Source organism: Trichococcus sp. ES5 (genome assembly GCF_900067165.1).
GTDB classification, from domain to species: Bacteria; Bacillota; Bacilli; order Lactobacillales; family Aerococcaceae; genus Trichococcus; species Trichococcus flocculiformis.
The window spans coordinates 148,137-168,081 of record NZ_FJND01000002.1 but is presented as its reverse complement, the minus strand read 5'-3'; the positions used below and the strand labels follow the sequence as shown (position 1 = coordinate 168,081).

The 19,945-nt window shown below is 45.3% G+C and carries 14 protein-coding genes; 12 read left to right on the top strand and 2 right to left on the bottom strand.

The annotated features are described in order from the left end of the window. Positions 1-45: 45 nt before the first annotated feature. The 8 genes from glyQ (at position 46) to TES5_RS02925 (ending at position 10,983) form a co-directional block, all read left to right on the top strand. A complete protein-coding gene (gene glyQ / locus TES5_RS02960; RefSeq protein WP_068559829.1) occupies positions 46-957 on the top strand; it encodes a glycine--tRNA ligase subunit alpha in 912 nt (303 codons plus the stop codon). A gap of 4 nt (positions 958-961) precedes the next feature. Next, positions 962-3,025 carry a glycine--tRNA ligase subunit beta gene (gene glyS / locus TES5_RS02955; RefSeq protein WP_068559642.1) on the top strand — a complete coding sequence of 688 codons (2,064 nt, stop codon included), beginning with the start codon at positions 962-964 and terminating at the stop codon, positions 3,023-3,025. Positions 3,026-3,316: 291 nt separating this feature from the next. Continuing rightward, positions 3,317-4,624, top strand: a complete 1,308-nt coding sequence (gene obgE, locus TES5_RS02950; protein ID WP_068559640.1) for a GTPase ObgE — start codon at positions 3,317-3,319, stop codon at positions 4,622-4,624. 38 nt (positions 4,625-4,662) lie between these two features. Next, a complete protein-coding gene (locus tag TES5_RS02945) occupies positions 4,663-6,522 on the top strand; it encodes an acyltransferase family protein (protein WP_068559638.1) in 1,860 nt (619 codons plus the stop codon). A 2-nt stretch (positions 6,523-6,524) separates the two neighbouring features. Then, entirely contained in the window at positions 6,525-7,454 is a 930-nt protein-coding gene (gene rnz, locus TES5_RS02940) for a ribonuclease Z (protein WP_068559636.1), read from the top strand. Positions 7,455-7,572: 118 nt separating this feature from the next. Beyond that, a complete protein-coding gene (locus tag TES5_RS02935) occupies positions 7,573-7,983 on the top strand; it encodes a LapA family protein (RefSeq protein WP_068559634.1) in 411 nt (136 codons plus the stop codon). Between the two features lie 139 nt (positions 7,984-8,122). Next, on the top strand, positions 8,123-10,453 hold the full coding sequence (recJ, locus tag TES5_RS02930; protein ID WP_068559632.1) for a single-stranded-DNA-specific exonuclease RecJ: 2,331 nt from the start codon (positions 8,123-8,125) through the stop codon (positions 10,451-10,453). 17 nt (positions 10,454-10,470) lie between these two features. Further along, a complete protein-coding gene (locus TES5_RS02925) occupies positions 10,471-10,983 on the top strand; it encodes an adenine phosphoribosyltransferase (RefSeq protein WP_068559630.1) in 513 nt (170 codons plus the stop codon). A gap of 81 nt (positions 10,984-11,064) precedes the next feature. Here TES5_RS02925 and lexA read toward each other — a convergent pair whose 3' ends face one another. Next, positions 11,065-11,688: a transcriptional repressor LexA gene (lexA, locus tag TES5_RS02920; RefSeq protein ID WP_068559629.1), complete on the bottom strand. Its 624-nt coding sequence runs from the start codon at positions 11,686-11,688 to the stop codon at positions 11,065-11,067. 244 nt (positions 11,689-11,932) lie between these two features. Between lexA and TES5_RS02915 the strand changes: the two genes are divergently transcribed. The 3 genes from TES5_RS02915 to TES5_RS02905 all read left to right on the top strand — a co-directional run bounded on the left by TES5_RS02915 (position 11,933) and on the right by TES5_RS02905 (position 15,776). Continuing rightward, on the top strand, positions 11,933-12,163 hold the full coding sequence (locus tag TES5_RS02915) for a YneF family protein (RefSeq protein WP_068559628.1): 231 nt from the start codon (positions 11,933-11,935) through the stop codon (positions 12,161-12,163). 86 nt (positions 12,164-12,249) lie between these two features. Beyond that, positions 12,250-14,004, top strand: a complete 1,755-nt coding sequence (locus tag TES5_RS02910) for an ABC transporter ATP-binding protein (protein WP_068559627.1) — start codon at positions 12,250-12,252, stop codon at positions 14,002-14,004. Further along, complete coding sequence (locus tag TES5_RS02905) at positions 14,001-15,776, top strand: ABC transporter ATP-binding protein (protein WP_068559625.1); 1,776 nt, start codon at positions 14,001-14,003, stop codon at positions 15,774-15,776. Before TES5_RS02910 ends, TES5_RS02905 begins: the two co-directional genes overlap by 4 nt. A gap of 102 nt (positions 15,777-15,878) precedes the next feature. Here TES5_RS02905 and TES5_RS02900 read toward each other — a convergent pair whose 3' ends face one another. Then, positions 15,879-16,499, bottom strand: coding sequence for a lysophospholipid acyltransferase family protein (locus tag TES5_RS02900; protein ID WP_068559623.1), 621 nt, complete (start codon positions 16,497-16,499; stop codon positions 15,879-15,881). 170 nt (positions 16,500-16,669) lie between these two features. On the opposite strand from TES5_RS02900, the gene TES5_RS02895 reads away from it, so the two are divergent. Then, a complete protein-coding gene (locus tag TES5_RS02895; RefSeq protein WP_068559620.1) occupies positions 16,670-19,894 on the top strand; it encodes a DEAD/DEAH box helicase in 3,225 nt (1,074 codons plus the stop codon). The last annotated feature ends 51 nt before the right edge of the window (positions 19,895-19,945 follow it).

Here is a 19,945-nt window from a genome sequence, read left to right as displayed (position 1 = left end):
ATAGGGACTTTTTTTATGTATTATTTCAAGTGGAGGAGAATTATGATGGAAAACAAATTAACTGTGCAAAAAATGATTCAAGCGCTACAAAATTTTTGGGCAGATCAAGGCTGCCTATTGATGCAGTCCTATGATACGGAGAAGGGTGCCGGAACAATGAGCCCGTACACTTTCTTGCGCGCAATCGGACCAGAACCATGGAATGCCGCTTACGTGGAGCCTTCACGTCGTCCTGCTGACGGCCGTTATGGTGAGAATCCCAACCGCCTGTATCAGCATCACCAATTCCAGGTGGTCATGAAGCCATCACCGGATAATATCCAGGAACTCTATCTGGAAAGTCTGAAGGTGCTGGGCATCGATCCGATCGAACACGATATCCGCTTTGTAGAGGACAACTGGGAAAACCCTTCATTGGGTTGCGCAGGCTTGGGCTGGGAAGTCTGGTTGGACGGGATGGAAGTAACCCAGTTCACCTATTTCCAGCAAGTGGGCGGTTTGGAATGCAGCCCTGTCACGAGCGAAATCACTTATGGGCTGGAGCGCTTGGCTTCTTATATCCAGGATGTGAACAGTGTCTACGATCTTGAATGGACAGAGGGCGTGAAATATGGCGAAATCTTCGGCCAGCCGGAATATGAACATTCCAAATATTCGTTTGAGGAGAGCAACGTTGATTTATTGTTCCAACTGTTCGATTCGTTTGAAGCAGAAGCGACAAAACAGATCGAAAATGGTCTTGTGCATCCGGCGTATGACTATGTCCTGAAGAGTTCGCATGCCTTTAATCTGTTGGATGCAAGAGGGGTCATTTCTGCTACAGACCGCGCAGGTTATCTCGCGCGGATCCGCAATATGGCACGCCAATTGGCGAAAGCTTTTGTCCAAAAGAGAAAAGAATTGGGTTTCCCTTTGCTTTCGGATGATCAAAAAGAACTTGCCCTGAAGGAGGACTAAATTGATGAGTCAAACTGTATTATTAGAAATCGGACTGGAAGAAATGCCTGCGAAATATGTGCGCAGCAGCAGTATCCAACTGAAAGAAAAGATGACTGCTTTTTTAGAAGATAACCGCATCAGCTTTAATGCAATCGAAATGTATGCAACACCGAGACGATTGGCGGTCATCGCCAGCGGAGTGAGTGATAAACAGGCGGATTTGGCTGAAATCGTCAAAGGACCCGCAAAAAAAATCGCTTTGCAGGCGGACGGCAGCTGGTCAAAAGCTGCACTAGGTTTTGTCCGCGGGCAAGGATTGACGCCTGAAGATATCTTCTTTGATGAACTGAATGGTGTAGAGTATGTGTTCGTCAAGAAGGAAACGAGCGGACAAGCTTCCTCAGAAGTCCTGAAGGAATTGAACACAGTTGTTGAGTCGATGACTTTCCCTGTTTCGATGCACTGGGGCAACCATCACTTCAAATACATCCGACCGATCCATTGGATTGCGGCCCTTGCTGACGATGAAATCATCCCATTCCAAGTTTTGGATGTCGTTTCAGGCCGGACCACGCGCGGACATCGTTTCTTGGGCAAAGAAGTGATGCTTGCGGATGCAAGTGAGTACGCAGAAAAATTAGCGGAACAACACGTCATCGCCGACCAGGACAAAAGAAAAAATATGATCCGTGCCCAATTCCAGCAGATTGAATCTGAAAACGGCTGGATCATCCCTAACGATGAAACCTTGTTGGAAGAAGTTACAGCATTGGTCGAATACCCGACTGCCTTTTTCGGGGAATACGACAGCAAATATTTGACGTTGCCGGCAGATGTATTGATCACATCGATGAAGGACCACCAACGCTATTTCGAAGTGAAGGATAAATCCGGGAAACTGTTGCCGTACTTCATATCCGTACGCAACGGGAATGGCGCATTCATCGATAACGTTAAGAAAGGAAATGAAAAGGTCCTGACAGCACGACTTGAGGATGGCTTATTCTTCTTCAACGAAGATCAACGCATCACTATTGCGCAGTCGGTCGAAAAATTAAAAAAAGTCACATTCCATTCGAAAATCGGGTCCATTCATGATAAGATGGACAACACAGCTAAAATTGCTGCTCACCTTGCTGATTTGCTTGATTTGGCAGAGGATGACAAAACGCAATTGTTACGTGCGGCTTTCATCTATAAATTTGATTTGGTAACCAATATGGTTTCCGAATTTACGGAATTGCAAGGGATCATGGGTGAAGTCTATGCGCTACAACAAGGCGAAACCGCAGCAGTAGCGACCGCAATCCGCGAACACTATCTCCCTGTGTCCAGTGAAGGTGCATTGCCGGAGACCCAAGTCGGAGCAGTTTTGGCGATGGCGGACAAATTGGACAGCATCATCAGCTTCTTCTTGCAAGGAATGGTTCCGACGGGATCGAATGATCCTTATGCTTTGCGCCGTCAAATGATCGGGGTCATTCAGATCATCGAAAAATACCAATGGTCGTTTTCATTGGAAGAGTTGCTCTCCAGCTTGTTGGTAGAGGTGTATGCGGTTGAAGATACAGAATCGTTCTCCAAAACAATGAATGAACTTGCTGTTTTTGCAAAAGCCCGTATCCAACAGAAACTTCAAAACTACGGCATCCGATATGATATAGTGGAAGCTGTGTTGCAATCCGGAGAACAAGATGTCAACATTTTGTTTGCAAACGCAAAAGTATTGCAGGCGCACAGTGAAGAGGCATCGTTCAAGGCGATCATGGAAGCTCTTGCGCGTGTCGTAAACATTTCCGGGAATCCTGAAGAATCGATTCCTGTTCAGAAAGATCTTCTTGAAACAGCCAGCGAAAAGAATCTGTACGTACAGATTAACCATCTCGATTTGGCTCTTTCACACGGCGATCCGGAAGCGGATTATGCGGCCTTGGCTGCGATTGTGCCATACATTGAAGCTTATTTCGATGAAAACATGGTAATGGTCGAGGATATTGCGATCCGCAGTAACCGTTTGAACACGCTCGGAAACCTGACGTTGAGCATTATGCAGTTTGCTGATGTCAGAAAATTGATCCTTAAATAGTGAAGTGATGGAGGCGGGGCTAACATTGTTTACTCCCGACTCCATCATTTTGTTTTTCGCCGAGCGCTGGCGGGATCAATACCTCCCATACTGTATTTTCTTTTCGTTTTTTGGTTAATATGGTAAATTAAGAGGGAAGAATGAGCGGTTCAGAAAAAAGAAGCGCAAATTATTTGTTAAAGATAACGGTCCAACTTTTTGTCTGCGGAAGCGCATTTGGAAATGTTGGGCCAATCGAATCATTTTGTTCGGCATATAGAGTGCCGAACAGTTTTCCAAGGGGGAAAAAAGATGTCAATGTTTTTAGATCATGCAAAAGTGCATGTAAAAGCCGGTAAAGGCGGCGATGGTATGGTAGCTTTCCGTCGCGAAAAGTATGTTCCCGATGGGGGGCCTGCAGGTGGCGACGGCGGTCGTGGGGGAAGCATCATTTTCGAAGTGGATCCAGGCCTGCGCACGTTGTTGGATTTCCGTTATAACCGCAATTTCAGGGGCAAGCCCGGTGAAAACGGCATGAGTAAGAGTATGTTCGGCCGTGGAGCAAAAGACACGATAGTCAGGGTGCCGCCGGGTACGATTGTGCGCAATGCGGAAACAAAAGAACTCATCGCTGATCTGACTGAAGCTGGCCAACAGGCTGTAGTCGCAAGAGGCGGACGTGGCGGACGCGGGAATAACCGTTTTGCCACTGCGAGAAACCCTGCACCCGAAATCGCCGAAAATGGTGAACCCGGGCAAGAGCTGGAGTTGGAGCTTGAGCTGAAAGTCATCGCGGACGTCGGTTTAGTGGGCTTCCCATCAGTCGGTAAATCGACATTGCTGTCGATTGTGTCAAAAGCGAAACCAAAAATCGCAGCTTATCACTTCACTACGCTCGTGCCCAATTTAGGTATGGTACAAACCCGCAGTGGAGAAGAGTTTGTCATGGCCGATTTACCGGGATTGATCGAGGGCGCATCCCAAGGCGTAGGTCTGGGGATCCAATTTTTGCGCCACATCGAGCGCACAAGAGTCATTCTGCATGTCATCGATATGGGCGGCACAGAAGGCAGAGATCCTTTCGATGACTATGAAAAAATCAACAAAGAATTGGAAAGTTACCAATTGCGTTTACTGGAAAGACCGACCGTGATTGTAGCCAATAAAATGGATGTGGCGGAAGCGGAAGATAATCTTGAAATCTTCAAACAACAAATCGCCGAAAAATTCGGAGATGACGAAGCACCGAGAATCTTCCCGATTTCAGCCTGGTCGACTACCGGCGTAGCCGAATTGTTGGACTACACTGCAGAAGTTCTGAAAGAAACGCCGGAGTTCCCATTATTCGACGAAGAAGAAGTCGAATCATCCGTCCTTTACAAATTCGAAGAAAATCAAGAACAATTCACTATCGGACGCGATCCTGATTCCACATGGGTTTTGGGTGGCGAAAGACTGGAAAAATTATTCAACATGACCAATTTTGCTCATGACGAAAGCATCATGCGTTTCGCGCGTCAACTGCGCCAAATGGGTGTGGATGAAAAACTGAGGGCCAAGGGAGCGAAAGACGGCGACATGGTCCGCATCATGACTTACCATTTTGAGTTCGTCGATTAAAAAGTAACATCAGTATCAATAAATGGGGGATAATTATCGTGACAGTACAAAAACGTTCCGTTCCATTGGATGGGATGCGGGCGCTTGCGATTATTGCCATCATTTTCTATCATTTGATGCCTCATGTTTTGCCCGGCGGCTACTTAGCAGTTAACATTTTTTTCATCCTGACCGGATTTTTCGTTACAGCGTCGGTGATCAAAGAATACAGCGAAAAGGGCAAACTGGCTTACAAGAGCTATTTGTCCAGAAGGTTCCACAAGCTTTTCTTTCCGTTGCTATCGATGATGATAGTAGTGACCGCATATATCACTTTGTTCCAAAGAGGACTCTTACTGAATTTACGGCCATGGATCCTTTCTTCATTAGGGATGTTCAATAACTGGTGGCAAATTTCTGTTGGAGCTTCTTATTTTGAACAATTCTATGTGCAGTCACCGTTCATGCATCTCTGGTTCCTTTCGATCATAAGCCAATTCTATATCATCTGGCCACTGGTTATGTTGTTGCTGTTGGCGTTGTACAAAGATAAACGGATAATCCTCTACACAGCGGTCTTACTTTCTTTGTTTTCCGCTCTTGCGATGGGGATGTTGTACGTACCTGGAGAGGACGCTTCACGCGTTTATTACGGGACGGATACGCGTTTATTTTCGTTTATGATCGGCAGCGCGCTTTCGGTTGTCTGGCCGTTGGAGAGGCTGGACGAACCGGTGCCGAAGCAGATTGGTCGAAGATTGACGCTCGCCGGATTATTGAGCTACGCTGTTCTCGGCGTCATGTTCAGCAGCATGTTGGATAGTCAGGCATTCACTTACAGAGGCGGGATGTTCTTCAATAGTGTCATGATCGGCATTGCGGTTGTCTTAACAGCACATCCGGCAAATTTCATTTCAAAAATACTGCGGTTCAAGCCGTTTCAGTGGATCGGCAGGCGGAGTTTCCTTCTGTATCTGTGGTACTATCCGGTCGTTTCCCTTTATCAAGCAAAAGTAGTTGATACAAGCGTTGATCCCGGTCGCCATGTTTTGATCCAACTGGTACTCATCCTCTGTCTTTCCGAAATAGGTTACCAACTATTCGAAAAAGAGCGGCGGAAAATACCGTTTGGGCCGTCTTGGCGTCTTGGGGATACTTTTTCCAAAAGAAAACTTTCAGGATCCCTCGGTTTCACCGGGCATTTTCCGGAAAAAATCTTTGCAACCGGCAGTGTTTGCCTGCTGCTGATTGCACTGACTGGTTTGGTCCAGGCAAAATCCGGCAAAAATGCCGATGTGCAGGAATTGCGAGAGCAGATCGCAGCCAGCCAGAGTAAGATGGAAGAAATCAATCGTGATGCTTCCGCCCGCAGCAGGGCCATCAACAATATTGAAGGGCTGGAACGAGAGGTAGTTTTATTTGCCCATGATGCTGATATTACCTTCATAGGCGACTCTGTGTTGCTCTCGGTTTCGGATCAGCTGGTTACTATTTTTGGTCGGGCAGTTGTCGAAGGTGCAGTCAGCAGACAGCTATACCAAACCACTGAGGTGATTGCTGATTTAAAAAAACGGGAGCAATTACATGATACGGTTGTTGTCTTTCTTGGTTCCAACGGGACTTTCACCCGTACGCAAATAGAACGCTTCATAGAGGAAATCGGGACATCCAAGGATTTGTTTTTTCTCACCACGAATGTTCCGAGAATCTGGAAGGACAGCGTGAATGAGCAATTGGAACTTGCCGAAAGCACGCATTCCAATGTCCATCTTCTGGATTGGAATGCCTACAGCAGCGGGCATGGCGATTGGCTTCTGGAGGACCAAGTCCATCCGAATCCGACTGGCGCTCAACAATTAGCCCTTTTTGTGGCAGAGCAAATCTATCAAGAATTAAATGATGAAAATGGGAGCAATTGATTATGAAAATTCAATTTTTAGGCACAGGAGCAGGTGTTCCTTCCACCAGCAGAAATCTTTCCAGTATAGCATTGAAGCTGTTGGATGAACGCAATGCCATCTGGCTTTTTGACTGCGGGGAGGGTACACAGCAGCGTGTACTCAAAACAACTATCCGACCCAGGAAAGTGGAAAAAATCTTCATCACCCATCTGCATGGAGATCATATATTCGGACTGCCTGGCTTTTTGAGCAGTCGGGCTTTTCAAGGCGGCAATACTCCCTTGAACATCTATGGCCCTGTCGGAATAAAGGAATTTGTGTTGACCAGTCTGCGTATATCCCAGTCGCACTTGCGCTATCCGATCTTTTTCCACGAAATAACGGAAGATGGCGTTGTGTTTGAAGATGAGCAATTTCGCGTCAGTTGTGCAAAGCTGAATCATGGTATCATTTCGTATGGATACCGTGTTGAAGAAGCAGACTATCCAGGAGAATTGCAGGCCGATAAACTCAAAGAGATGGATGTTCCCGCAGGACCGCTCTATGGAAAACTCAAGAACGGCGAGACTGTTGTTTTGCCTGACGGAAGAACCATCAACGGACTGGACTTTATTGGAAAAACAACTAATGGACGCGTCGTAACGATTTTAGGCGACACAAGAAGAACGAAAAATACAGTCGTTTTAGCCAGAGATGCCGATGTGTTGGTTCATGAGAGTACCTTTGGGAAAGAAGACCAAGCGATAGCTTCTGATTATTTCCACTCAACGTGCATCGATGCCGCTAACGTAGCAAAAGAAGCAAACGTAAAGCAACTTTATTTGACTCACATCAGTGCGCGTTACTTGAACGGCAATGCGCATCAGCTGCAGCGGGATGCCCGTAAAGTCTTTCAGAATACAAAACTTGTCAATGACTATGACGAGTTCGACATTGCTCTGATGAAATAATTGCCGGAACCATTGAGAACATACTTACATTTGTTCTCAAGGGTTGTAAGTTGACGATGCATGGGCAAAAAGATGATAATAAGAGTGTGTAAACATCAAAATGAGTGGGGCGATTATAATGAAAAATCAATGGAGATTAGTAGCAGGTATTATTTTGATCATCATCATTGTGTTGTTTGCCGTTTTTAACGTTGATTCTGTGCCGGTCAATTTTGGGTTCGCCGTCTTGGATGGACCTCTGATCATCGTCATTCTTGTTTCACTTCTGATGGGCTCGCTCATCACTTTATTGGTTGCGACAGGGAGTGCGACGAAGAAGAACAAAGAGTTCAAACAGATGCGTGCCGAAGTCGACGCAAAAAGCAAAGAGATCCAAACAGCCGTAGATACTGCAAAAGCCGGATACGAACAGCAACTGAGCGATCTGCGGATGCAGTTATCCCAGAAAGACAGCAAAATCAATTCGCTTGAAGAAGAGTTGATAAAAAAGCTGACTGTTGGTAACCCAGATCAACCGAGCAAAATTTGATAAAAACAGAGCTAGAGATTCATTTGATGGCTACTTCAAGTTAGAAAGAAAAGACTAGAACGGGTTTAGCTTCTAGTCTTTTTTCGGTTAAGGAAGCTGCAGTGCTTCTATATAGTTTACAAAGTAAGGAGTCGGTAAATTGTTATCGTCAAAGATGAATTGGAAAATACGCAAATCAGAAATTGATGCATCTATAAGCCTGGGAATCAGTCAGGCTACGGGCTTATCAGAAAAGTTCGTCCTACTGTGCATGCAGCGCGGACTTGAAACAAAGGAACAAATCACAGCATTCGTCGAAGGGACCCAAATGGAATTCCATGATCCATATTTGCTGCACGATATGGATAAAGCCGTCCATCGTTTGACTGAAGCTATTGAATCAGGGGAAGAAATCGTTGTTTATGGTGATTACGATGCGGATGGCATCACAAGTACTTGCATACTCGTGGAAACCATTGAAGTGTTGGGAGGCAATGTCGGTTATTATTTGCCGAATCGCTTCACGGATGGTTACGGCCCAAATGCTGCCGCATTCAAAAAACTGATCGAAAACGGGGCGCAACTGATCCTGACTTGCGATAACGGAGTTTCCGGTCACGAACCAATAGCGATGGCAAAAAAAATGGGGGTAGACGTCATTGTTTCCGATCACCATGAATTGCCGGCTGTCTTACCTGATGCATATGCTGTCATCCACCCGAAACATCCTGCCGGGTCCTATCCTTTCCCGGATCTTTCCGGAGCTGGCGTCGCCCTAAAAATCGCGGCGGCCCTTCTGGGGGAAATGCCCTTTGAATCACTTGACCTGGCTGCTATCGGCACTGTTGCGGACCTTGTTAGTTTGACAGGCGAAAATCGCTGGATCGTGAAACAAGGACTACAAGTCATGAAACAAGCGCATCGGCTCGGGCTGGCTGCATTGATGGAAGCCGCTGGAATAGATACGGCTGTTTTGGACGAAGAGAGCATCGGTTTCATCATCGGACCACGTTTGAATGCAGTCGGTCGATTGGAAGATGCGGGTCCGGGCGCTGAATTGATGCTGTCATTCGACGAAGAAAAAATTGCTGAATTAGTTGCCTATATTCAGGAAAAAAACGTCGAGAGACAAAGCATAGTTCAGTCCATCCATGAAGAAGCCCGTATCCAATTGGCGAAGAATGAAAATTTGCCGGACGTTGTTGTGTTAGGCAACAAGAATTGGCATCAGGGCGTTCTCGGAATCGTGGCAAGCAAATTGGTCGAGGAATTTGGACGGCCAACCGTATTATTTAATATCGACGAAAAAACCGGTATCGCGAAAGGGTCAGCCCGCAGCACCGAGGCGTTGGACATTTATGCTGCATTGGCAGATGCAAAGGATTCGCTTACGAAGTTCGGTGGGCACAAAATGGCAGCAGGCATGAGTCTTCCTGCTGCTGATTTAGCCGCTTTCTCTGAAAAGATCAACAACTATGCTGCTCGCTATCATGATGCAATCGTGCTGGGCGAATCCATTTATATAGACGCCATCTTGCCGCTTGCTGACGTCACCTTGCCGTTTTTGAAGGAATTGGAGTTGCTGAAACCATATGGTACCGACAATCCGAAGCCGATATTCGGCTTCCAAAATGTACCTTTGACAGACATCAGACAAATCGGTGCCGACAACAAGCATCTAAAGTTCAAGCTCAAGGATAAGGAGCTTTTTCTGGATGTGATCGGCTTCAATAAGGGGAGCATCAGCAATCATTTGAATGAAGCGGATGTCGTTTCCCTAATCGGCGAGCTTTCAATTAATGTTTGGCGGGACAGCGCGAAGCCTCAACTGCAGTTGAGGGACATTAAAAATAAACATGTTCAGTTTTTTGACAAAAGGAGTTCGGTCATCCAAGAATCGGTATTGGCTGTGGAAGATGCCTTGTATCTATTTTCGACTTCCAACATCATGAAACAATTTTATGAGCGTATTCCAAGCAGTTCGAATGCGGCCTTGCTCACGGACAATACAGTGGATGCCTTGCAGGCCGTCAGCGCCAAGAATCTCGTGCTCTTCGAATGTCCTTTGAAGCTGAACCTTTTGGCGAATCTCCTGAAGAGTAATCAGTTCGAAAATGTGTATGTCGTCTCTCATGAATCGAATGGCGTATACGCAGATGGCGTTCCTCCTAAAGACCAGTTTGCAAAATTTTACCAGTATATCCGTTCGCATAAGGATATCGACGTGAGAAATCGATTAGATGCTTTGGCAGAATATTTAAAAATCAAGAAAAATCTTGCCATTTTCATGATTCAAGTGTTTTTGGAGGCGGGATTTGTTACAATAGACAATGGTTTCATCAATGAGGTCAAGAATCCCGTCAAAAGGGCTTTGGCTGATACACAAGTATACAAAGATCGCCTGCAGAAAATGGAAGCTGAAAAAATATTCATCTACAGCCCGTTTTCGCAACTGACAAAATGGTTGAATGAACAGATGATGGTTCAATAATTAGGAGGAACATAAAAATGGATTTAAAAAAATATATTGCTGACGTAAAAGATTTTCCGGAACAAGGCATCATTTTCCGCGATATTTCCCCTTTGATGGCAAATGGCGAAGCCTATCGTTATTCAATCAAGGAAATCGTGAAATATGCTCAAGACTTGAATGTTGATAAAGTAGTCGGACCTGAAGCGCGTGGCTTCATGGTCGGTTGCCCTGTGGCTGTGGAATTAGGCTGCGGATTCGCGATGGCCCGCAAAAAAGGCAAATTGCCCCGCGAAACAGTAGAAGTATCCTACGGGCTGGAATACGGGAAAGCGACATTGCAACTGCATCAAGACGCCATCTTGCCTGGCGATAAAGTGCTGGTCTGTGATGATTTGTTGGCTACTGGCGGCACTACAGCCGCGACTATAGAATTGGTTGAAAAATTAGGCGGAGAAGTTGTGGGCTTGGCGTTCTTGATCGAGTTGCTGGATTTAAAGGGCAGAGATCTGATCCAAGGGTATGACATCTTCACGCTGATGGAATACTAAGAGAAGCAATCCTAAATAAGCATAGACACGCAAAAAGGCTGCCGGTTGGCAGCCTTTTTGCGTCAGTTGGAGGACTGTTCTTTAAATGATGTGGTTCCGGTACAGGCCGACTACTTTACCCAGGATGAGGACAGAATCCAGGATGATCGGATCCATGCTCGAATTTTCAGGTTGCAGACGATAGTAGTTATTTTCTTTGTAGAAACGTTTGCAGGTCGCTTCATCATCGTCCGTCATGGCTATGACGATATCTCCGTTTTCAGCCGTGTTCTGTTTTCTGACAATGACGGAGTCGCCATCGAAGATGCCGGCATCGATCATGCTTTCTCCGCGGATTTTCAACATGAATAAAGATCCCGCATTGGATTGCAGATCCGGGGGAACCGGGAAATAGTCGGTTGCTTCTTCTACGGCAAGTATGGGCGCTCCGGCTGTGACAGTACCCAACAACGGCATTTTATCTGATAGGATCCCCAATTTGTCCAGACCTGCTTGGGTCAATTCTATCGCACGGGGTTTTGTAGGATCCCGCTGGATAAAACCATTTTTTTCAAGACGCGACAGATGGCCATGAACTGTAGATGTAGATGACAGTTTTACCGCATTTCCGATTTCCCTTACGGTCGGCGGGTAGCCCTTTTCCTGGACTTCTTCATAAATGTATTGAAGCACTTCAATTTGGCGTGAATCTTTATTTTTAACCATGAGATCATCATCTCCGTAATCCTATATTTATATCGTTTAGGATACCATTAATCCCCCAAAAAATCAAACAGATGTTCGCATGTTCTTTGAAAATTATGTAAGAATATGCCTAGTATTGCCACAAATCCAGCAAATGTTGAAGCGTTTTCCAAAAATCGCTAAATTTATCCGTGATTGCTATTTCTTTTTCTCATAATCTTTAGTACAATTAATGAATGAATGCTTTGGAAAGGGGGATGAATACGTGTCAACAACAGCATGGGTAATGATGGTTATTTTAGGAATAGTAATAGGCGCGGTTGGCGGATTTTTCCTTGCAAGACGTTATATGGTAAAATATTTTGAAGAAAATCCACCGATCAATGAAGAAATGTTGCGTTCTATGATGATGCAGATGGGTCAAAAACCATCCGAAAGAAAAGTTAAACAAATTATGGCTTCGATGAAAGCACAATCAACAAAGAAAAAGAAATAGACTAATGAAATAATATACAAAATGTGGATCTTTACGGTTCCACATTTTTATTTTGTCTGAATAAACGCAAGAAAGGGGAAATATCCGTGAGTATTTTCAAAAAATTGAGTTGGTTTTTTCGTCAGGAATGGAAAGCCTATTTTGTGGGCGTCTTTTTCCTGATCATTGTGGCTATACTTCAGGTTGTATCGCCGCGCATCGTCGGAATCATTATCGATGAAATAGCACTTGGCACGTTAACGATGGCGTCTTTGTGGAAGTGGACAGCGATCATATTGATAGCGGGCGTGCTGCAGTACCTCTTCCGTTATATTTGGCGGATGAAGATTTGGGGAACTTCAGCAGAACTGGAAAAGATACTTCGGTCAAGATTGTTCAAGCATTTCACCGAAATGGATGCTGTCTTCTTCCAAAAGTACAGGACAGGCGATCTGATGGCGCATGCGACGAATGATTTGAATGCCATCCGCATGGTCGCTGGCGCAGGTATCCTGACATTGGCAGATTCAATTTCTTCAGGCGGGATCACGCTCTTTACGATGTTCTTCTTGATCGATTGGCGTTTGACGCTCATTGCTATGATCCCATTGCCGGCTTTGACGTTGGTGTCACGAATCCTCGGACAAAAGATGCATAAACGATTCCGCAAAGCACAGGCCGCTTTCTCGAGTTTGAATGACAAAACGCAAGAGAGCGTATCCGGCGTCAAAGTCATCAAAACTTTTGGTGAAGAAGAAGAGGATATTCGTGATTTCGAAGCAATGACAAAAGATGTCGTTGCAAAAAATAAATCTGTCTATCTGGTTGATGCCTTATTTGATCCAGCTATCCAACTTATTTTGGGGCTTTCATTTGCGCTGACAATCATATTCGGAGGTCGCTTTGTCGTGGAAGGCAGCATCAGTATCGGTCAGTTGGTTTCGTTCATCAGTTACATCGGAATGATGGCGTGGCCAATGTTGGCAGTGGGCAGACTTTTCAATGTACTTGAGCGAGGCAGTGCCAGTTATAGCAGGATTGATGAGCTTCTGAAGGAAAAATCAACGATCCAGGAGCAGAAAAATGCCATCCGGACTGTGGTTTCAGGCGATTTGGATTTTCAGGTATCCTCATTCAACTATCAAAACAGCAAAGAAATTAGCCTCCATGATGTCACCTTCCATTTAAAGCGGGGGCAAACGTTAGGGATTGTCGGCAGAACTGGATCGGGCAAAAGTACGATTTTCCGTCTGCTGTTGCGTGAGTATGACCAATATACAGGCAGCATCAACTACAATGGGCTCGATATTCGCGATTATTCATTGGATGCATTGCTGAGCGGAATCGGTTACGTTCCCCAAGACAACTTTCTGTTTTCTTCTGACGTCAGGGAAAATATCCGTTTCGCTGATCCATCCATCAGCCAGCAAAAGGTGGAGGAGGCAGCGCGCTTGACGGCCATTCATCATGATATCCTTGGCTTCCCCGCTGGATACGATACGCTGGTCGGCGAGAGAGGTGTTTCTCTGTCAGGTGGGCAAAAACAACGGATAGCGATTGCGCGAGCCTTAGTCACCGAACCAGAACTGCTTATTTTGGATGATTCTTTATCTGCTGTGGACGCGAAAACCGAAGAAGCAATCTTGACGGGACTCAAGCAACAACGAGCCGACCAGACAACAATCATCGCAGCCCATCGGATCAGCAGTGTGATGCATGCGAATGAAATCATTGTTCTTGATGAAGGACGCATCGTCGAACGCGGGACTCATCATGAGTTAATGGAATTGAATGGTTGGTACCGAAGAATGTATGAAAAACAACAACTCGAAACCAAATTGGAAGGGAAGGATGAAGCATGAGTGGATCAGTATGGTCTAAGACAATTCCATTGAAGGAACAGCTACGGGTAATCAAAAGAATTTTCCGATTTGCCCATCCTTTTCGTTATCAATTTTTCATCGCCTTGCTTTTCAGTATCGCGTTATCGTTGGTGAATGTTGTGGCCCCGCGAATCATCCAAATTTATATGGATGATTATCTGGCTGTGGGCGATGTCACGACCAATATCAGTCTGTTTTTTGCGATGGCCTATCTGGGATCCATACTGCTGAAGATGTTAGTCACTTATCTGCAGCGTTATATATTCAGCATGGCATCCGAACAAACTGTCGAGAATATCCGAAATGCTGTTTTCCGTAAAATCAATCAATTGGGGATGCGTTATTATGATACAACTCCAGCTGGTTCGATTGTGTCTCGCGTCACCAATGACACAGAAACCATCAAAGAATTCTGGAATGTGTTTTTGGCTTTGGCAGAAGGGATTTTCAGCATCATTACCGTGTTCATCGCAATGTGGACATTGGACAAGCAGATTTCCTTGCTCTTCATCGTTTTTGTCCCGATAATGGCAGGTCTGATTTGGTATTATCAAAAATACAGCACACGTGTCTACCGGACGATGCGTGAAAGACTGAGCCAGCTGAATACGAAATTAAATGAATCCATTTCCGGTATGGCAATCATTCAGCAGTTCCGCCAAGAAAAACGTCTGCGCGCAGAATTTGATGCAATCAATGATGATTACAGTAAAGGTCGCGTAGCGATGGTCCAGATGAATGCTTTGATGTTGATGCCGGTCGTCAACCTATTGCAGGCAATTGCTTTGGCGATTGTCCTTTGGTTATTTGGCTACCAGACTTTGAACGGCGTTGTGGAGTTGGGGGTCATTTATGCATTCACTACCTATATTCAAAATTTCTTCCGTCCTATGGGAATGATGATGGACAACCTCAGCGCCCTGCAGGACGGTATCGTCTCCAGTTCCAGGGTCCTGAGTGTATTGGATAACGCCGAATTGGCGCCAAATCAACCCGCAGATTCGGAATTGGAGATCAGTCAGGGCAGAATCGAATTTAAAGATGTTTCTTTCTCTTATGACGGGAAACAGGATGTGCTGAAAGGCATCAGCTTTACAGCCAATCCGGGTGAAACGGTAGCGTTGGTTGGACATACCGGCAGCGGTAAAAGCTCGATCATCAATGTCTTGTTGCGTTTTTACGAATTCGAGAAGGGCGAAATTTTGATTGATGGGAAATCGATAAAGGCATATCCAATCGAGGAAATCCGTTCGAAAATAGGTTTGGTCCTTCAGGATTCTTTCCTCTTCTACGGCGACATCTCGCATAATATCCGATTGATGAATAAGGACTACACCGATCGGGAAATAGAGGCTGCGGCTGCGTTTGTGCATGCTGATTCATTCATCGAGTCGCTTCCCGGAGGTTACCACGCAAAAGTGATTGAACGAGGAGCCAGCTATTCAAGCGGCGAGCGTCAATTGATTTCGTTTGCCCGTACGATTTTACGGGATCCAAAAGTGCTCATCCTCGATGAGGCAACGGCCAATATCGACACCGAAACGGAGCTGTTGATCCAAGAAAGCATGCGCAAGATGCGTGAAGGCCGAACAACGATTGCGATCGCACATCGTTTGTCGACCATCAGGGATGCTCACCTGATCCTAGTGCTGGACAAAGGGCGCGTCATCGAAAGAGGCACACATGAAGAACTGATCGCCAAGCGGGGAACCTATTATGACATGTACATGCTCCAGTCAATGAACGATTGACCAAACGAATCGGCAGCAATGCCAAAAAACAGCACCGGAAATTTTCCGGTGCTGTTTTTTTTTTGAAAGCTGCTGCATACTTGACATCAAACATCAGCTGATTTATTTCGCTACATACACAAAGTTCGGATCGATTTCCTGATCCAACTGACGGAAAGTAGTCCCGAGCAATTCGTCGTAGGCCGCCAATTCTTCTCTGGAGATCCGCTTTTCCTTCGGCAGGTATATGGGCTTGCCGAAGCGGACTGTCGCTTTTTTGCGTTTCAAAATAAGATCTTTGAATGTGAGCGGGCCTTGATAGACAACTGGGAGGATCGGTACATTGGCCAATTTGGCTATGGATGAAGTCCCACCTTTGATTTCGGCGGAATGTCTCGATCCGGTCGGAAAAATCAGCAGATTGGTTTTTCCTTCTTTCAGGATGGAAACAGGCTGTTTCAGTGCACTCGGACCCGGGTTTTCACGATTGACAGGGAACGCGTTCACATGAGTGAGTACCCAGGTGATAAATTTCCCCTTGAAAAGCTCTTGCTTCGCCATTGAGGAAAAGATATGCGGGTAAACACCAAAAGAAATAAAAACTGGATCCAGCAGACTTCTGTGGGGTGCTGCAAGGATGAAGACTGTATCCTTTGGAATGTACTCTTTGTTTTGGATTTCGGTCTTGCCGTTCACTATCCAGACCAGAAATCTCACAATGTTAACAACTGCTTTAAAAAACATGACAGGTCTCCTTTTGCTTTAGCATTATGCTAATTAGTATGTGATAGTTTGTGTAATATTTCAAGCTAAATATTCATCTCCGGCAAGCGTCAATGGGGAAGAAGGTATATTTTTCGACGGAATTGCAGTACAATAAAGAGTGGACAGCAAGAAACAGAGGAAGTGATAGCGTGAAATGGAGTATGCCGGACAAGTTGATACAAGAGGGACGCGAATATGTGAATGAGGACCGTGTGCTATCCGTACAACCGGATTTCCACACTCAGGTTTGGCATTGTGAAGTGCTCGGCAGTAAAATGTATCATGTCACCTTAGATGGTACAGCCAGAGAACAGGATCTATGCCAGTGTAAATACTGGAAAAACCATCAGTATTGCAAGCATACGATCGCTGTTGAATTATATCTGAAAGAGAAATGCGGCACCCGAATTTTGACGGAAAGCAGTGCAGAGCAGTTTCAGGTAGATGCAGAAGCTGCCGGTCAGGAATTTGTGAATGACTTGACGCAGATTTTCTTCCAAGAAAATAAAGGTGCCCAGAGCCTGACGACCCGAGCTGATTTTTTAGTGCAGTATACGCTGCAGATTCTCCGCATGAAACCAAATAATCTGATGCAAAACACAGGTGAACATGTATTAGCTCTTTCCTTGCGTGCAGGGATTGATAAATCGTATATGGTTACAAATATAGAACAATTTACGGAACAATTCACCAAACAAGAAAAATGGGATTACCGTCTTGGAGATGCGATCGACTTTCGGTCTGTGAAGATACAAGAATCGGACCAAGCCATCATCCATCGACTGCATAAATTGTTGGAAGAGCAACCCGCGGCGTTGAACAAGCAATTGTTGAATGTCACGGCCAGAAAATTGGATTCCTATCTGATTATTCCGCCGAGTTCAGCGCACTCCCTTTTGGAAGATTTAATCCAAACCGGCAGGGTGGAATGGATTGACGGTGATGATACATATCCGGATGTACAGATCAGTCCCGAAAAACCGGGTTATCAATTCCTGTTGGGAAAAAAAGGCAGAGGAATAGAGCTTCGCATCCAGCGCGACAACATTACTCATCTATTGGAGTACGACTGGTTAATCGAAGCCAACAAAATCCATCCGCTCAGTGCGCAACAGCATAAACTGTTAGGATACCTCTCTTTTTTTGAGAAACGTTTTGAGGATTCAGATGTGATCGGAGTCGAAGAGTCCGATGTATCGGATTTGCTGACCTACGTTATCCCGTTGTTGAAACAGATCGGAACAGTGCACTTCAGCGATGAACTGGAACGTAACATCATCGATGAACCATTGACTGTCTCAATCCATTTCCGCGGCCCGACAAAACGGATAAAAGGGGAAATTTTATTCAAATACGGAGAAACAGTCTTCAATCAAAACCGCGCTGCCAAAACGGCTTCCCAATTCTTGATCAGAGACACAATAGCGGAAGAGAGAATCCTGCAGGTGTTGGAAGCTTTGGAATTCAACATCATCGAGAACCAAATATCTTTCCTGGCTGCAAAAGATATCGACCTATTCAGCTTTCTTTACAGAAAAGTACCAACATTGCGCCGCTATGCTGAAGTGGAATTAAGTCCGGATCTGCAGAACCTGGTAGTCGAGGACACAGTCGTGTCAACTTCAGTCCAACGCAGAACAAGGGATTCTTTTTTGGATATTCGTTTTGATGTTGACGGAATTTCGGATAATGAAATAGACAAATTACTGAACAGTTTAAAAAAAAATGACGCCTATTACAAGACGGAGGACGGGCGAATATTGTCTTTGGAGACGGAAACAATGAGGGAGATGAATCGCTTCCTTTCGTTGATCAAAGATGAGTCACAAGTTCGTGAGGGGATTCTGTCCATGCCGATGATAAAAAGCCTGACGCTTGAAAAAGAAATCAATGACTTGAACCCTGAGGTAGGCAGTCAAGCTTTCCTTAATGAACTTTATCATTTCATCAAGCACCCGGATGAGTTTCCCGCTGAACTGCCGAAATCGTTGCAAGCGGATTTGCGTCCCTATCAAGCGACCGGCTTCAAATGGCTAAAGTTCCTTGCCAACTATGGTTTGGGTGGTATTTTGGCTGATGAAATGGGACTCGGTAAGACGCTACAGCTGATCACCTTCTTGCTCAGTGAAGTAGAAGAAGGCAAAAACGAAAATAAACCTGCTCTCGTGATCGCTCCGGCTTCGCTGATATACAACTGGAAGTACGAATTCCAGAAATTCGCACCTTTGCTTCAGATCAGCGTCATCAGCGGCGTGAAAAAGGAACGGGAAGAGCAATTGTCCCAACTGCCGGAGAGCGGTATCGCAATCACATCTTATCAAAGTTTCCGTCAGGACATCGAATCTTATCAAAAGTGTGATTTCTATGCGATGATTCTGGATGAATCCCAGTACGTCAATAACTATAACACCAAGACGTTCCGTGCCATTGCGAAATTGAACGCCCGAGTCAACATAGCATTGAGCGGTACGCCGATCGAGAACAGCGTAACGGAGTTTTGGGCGATATTCCAATTGATCCTGCCTGGGTTATTTCCAAAATTGCAGGAATTCAAAAAAATGCCACTCGAAGATATTTCGAAAACAGCCAAACCCTTTATGTTGCGGCGGTTGAAGGCGGATGTGTTGGGCGACCTGCCGGAGAAATCGGAAGCGGACATATACAGCAGTCTAAACCGTGAACAGAAAGTCATGTATTTGGCTTATCTGCAGCAACTGCAGGAAAAGGTATCTGATTATGACAGTGAGGATTTCCAACGGAACCGGATGGAAATCTTGGCCGGGTTGACTCGTTTGCGTCAAATTTGCTGTGATCCCCGTTTGGTGGATCCGGTTTATGAGGGAGGATCCGGTAAATTGGAGCAACTGGTCGAAATATTGAGGAATGCTCAAGAAAACAACCAGCATGTTTTGGTTTTTTCACAGTTCACTTCGATGCTCAAGTTGATTGAAGCGGAATTGGCCAAGGAAAACTTAAGTCATCTGTACCTCAGCGGAAAAACCCCACCTGCAGAAAGAATTACGCTCGTAAATCAGTTCAACGAAGGCAATACGGACGTCTTTTTGATTTCACTGAAGGCGGGCGGTACCGGGCTGAACCTGACTGGCGCTGACACTGTCATCCTTTTCGATCTGTGGTGGAACCCGGCAGTCGAAGAGCAAGCCGCAGGCAGAGCGCATCGCATCGGACAAAAGAAAAACGTGCAAGTGTATCGTTTCATTGCAGAGGGAACCATCGAAGAGAAAATCAATCAACTCCAGCAAGATAAAAAAATGCTCTTTGATCAGTTGGTCGTATCGGAAGGGGAAGAAGCGCTCAACAGACAACGGTTGACGAATGATGATATCAAGCAGATTCTGGGGATACAATCCTGATATATCCTATAAAAAAGTTTCTGTTATTCATTTTCAGAAAAAAGGCTTGCT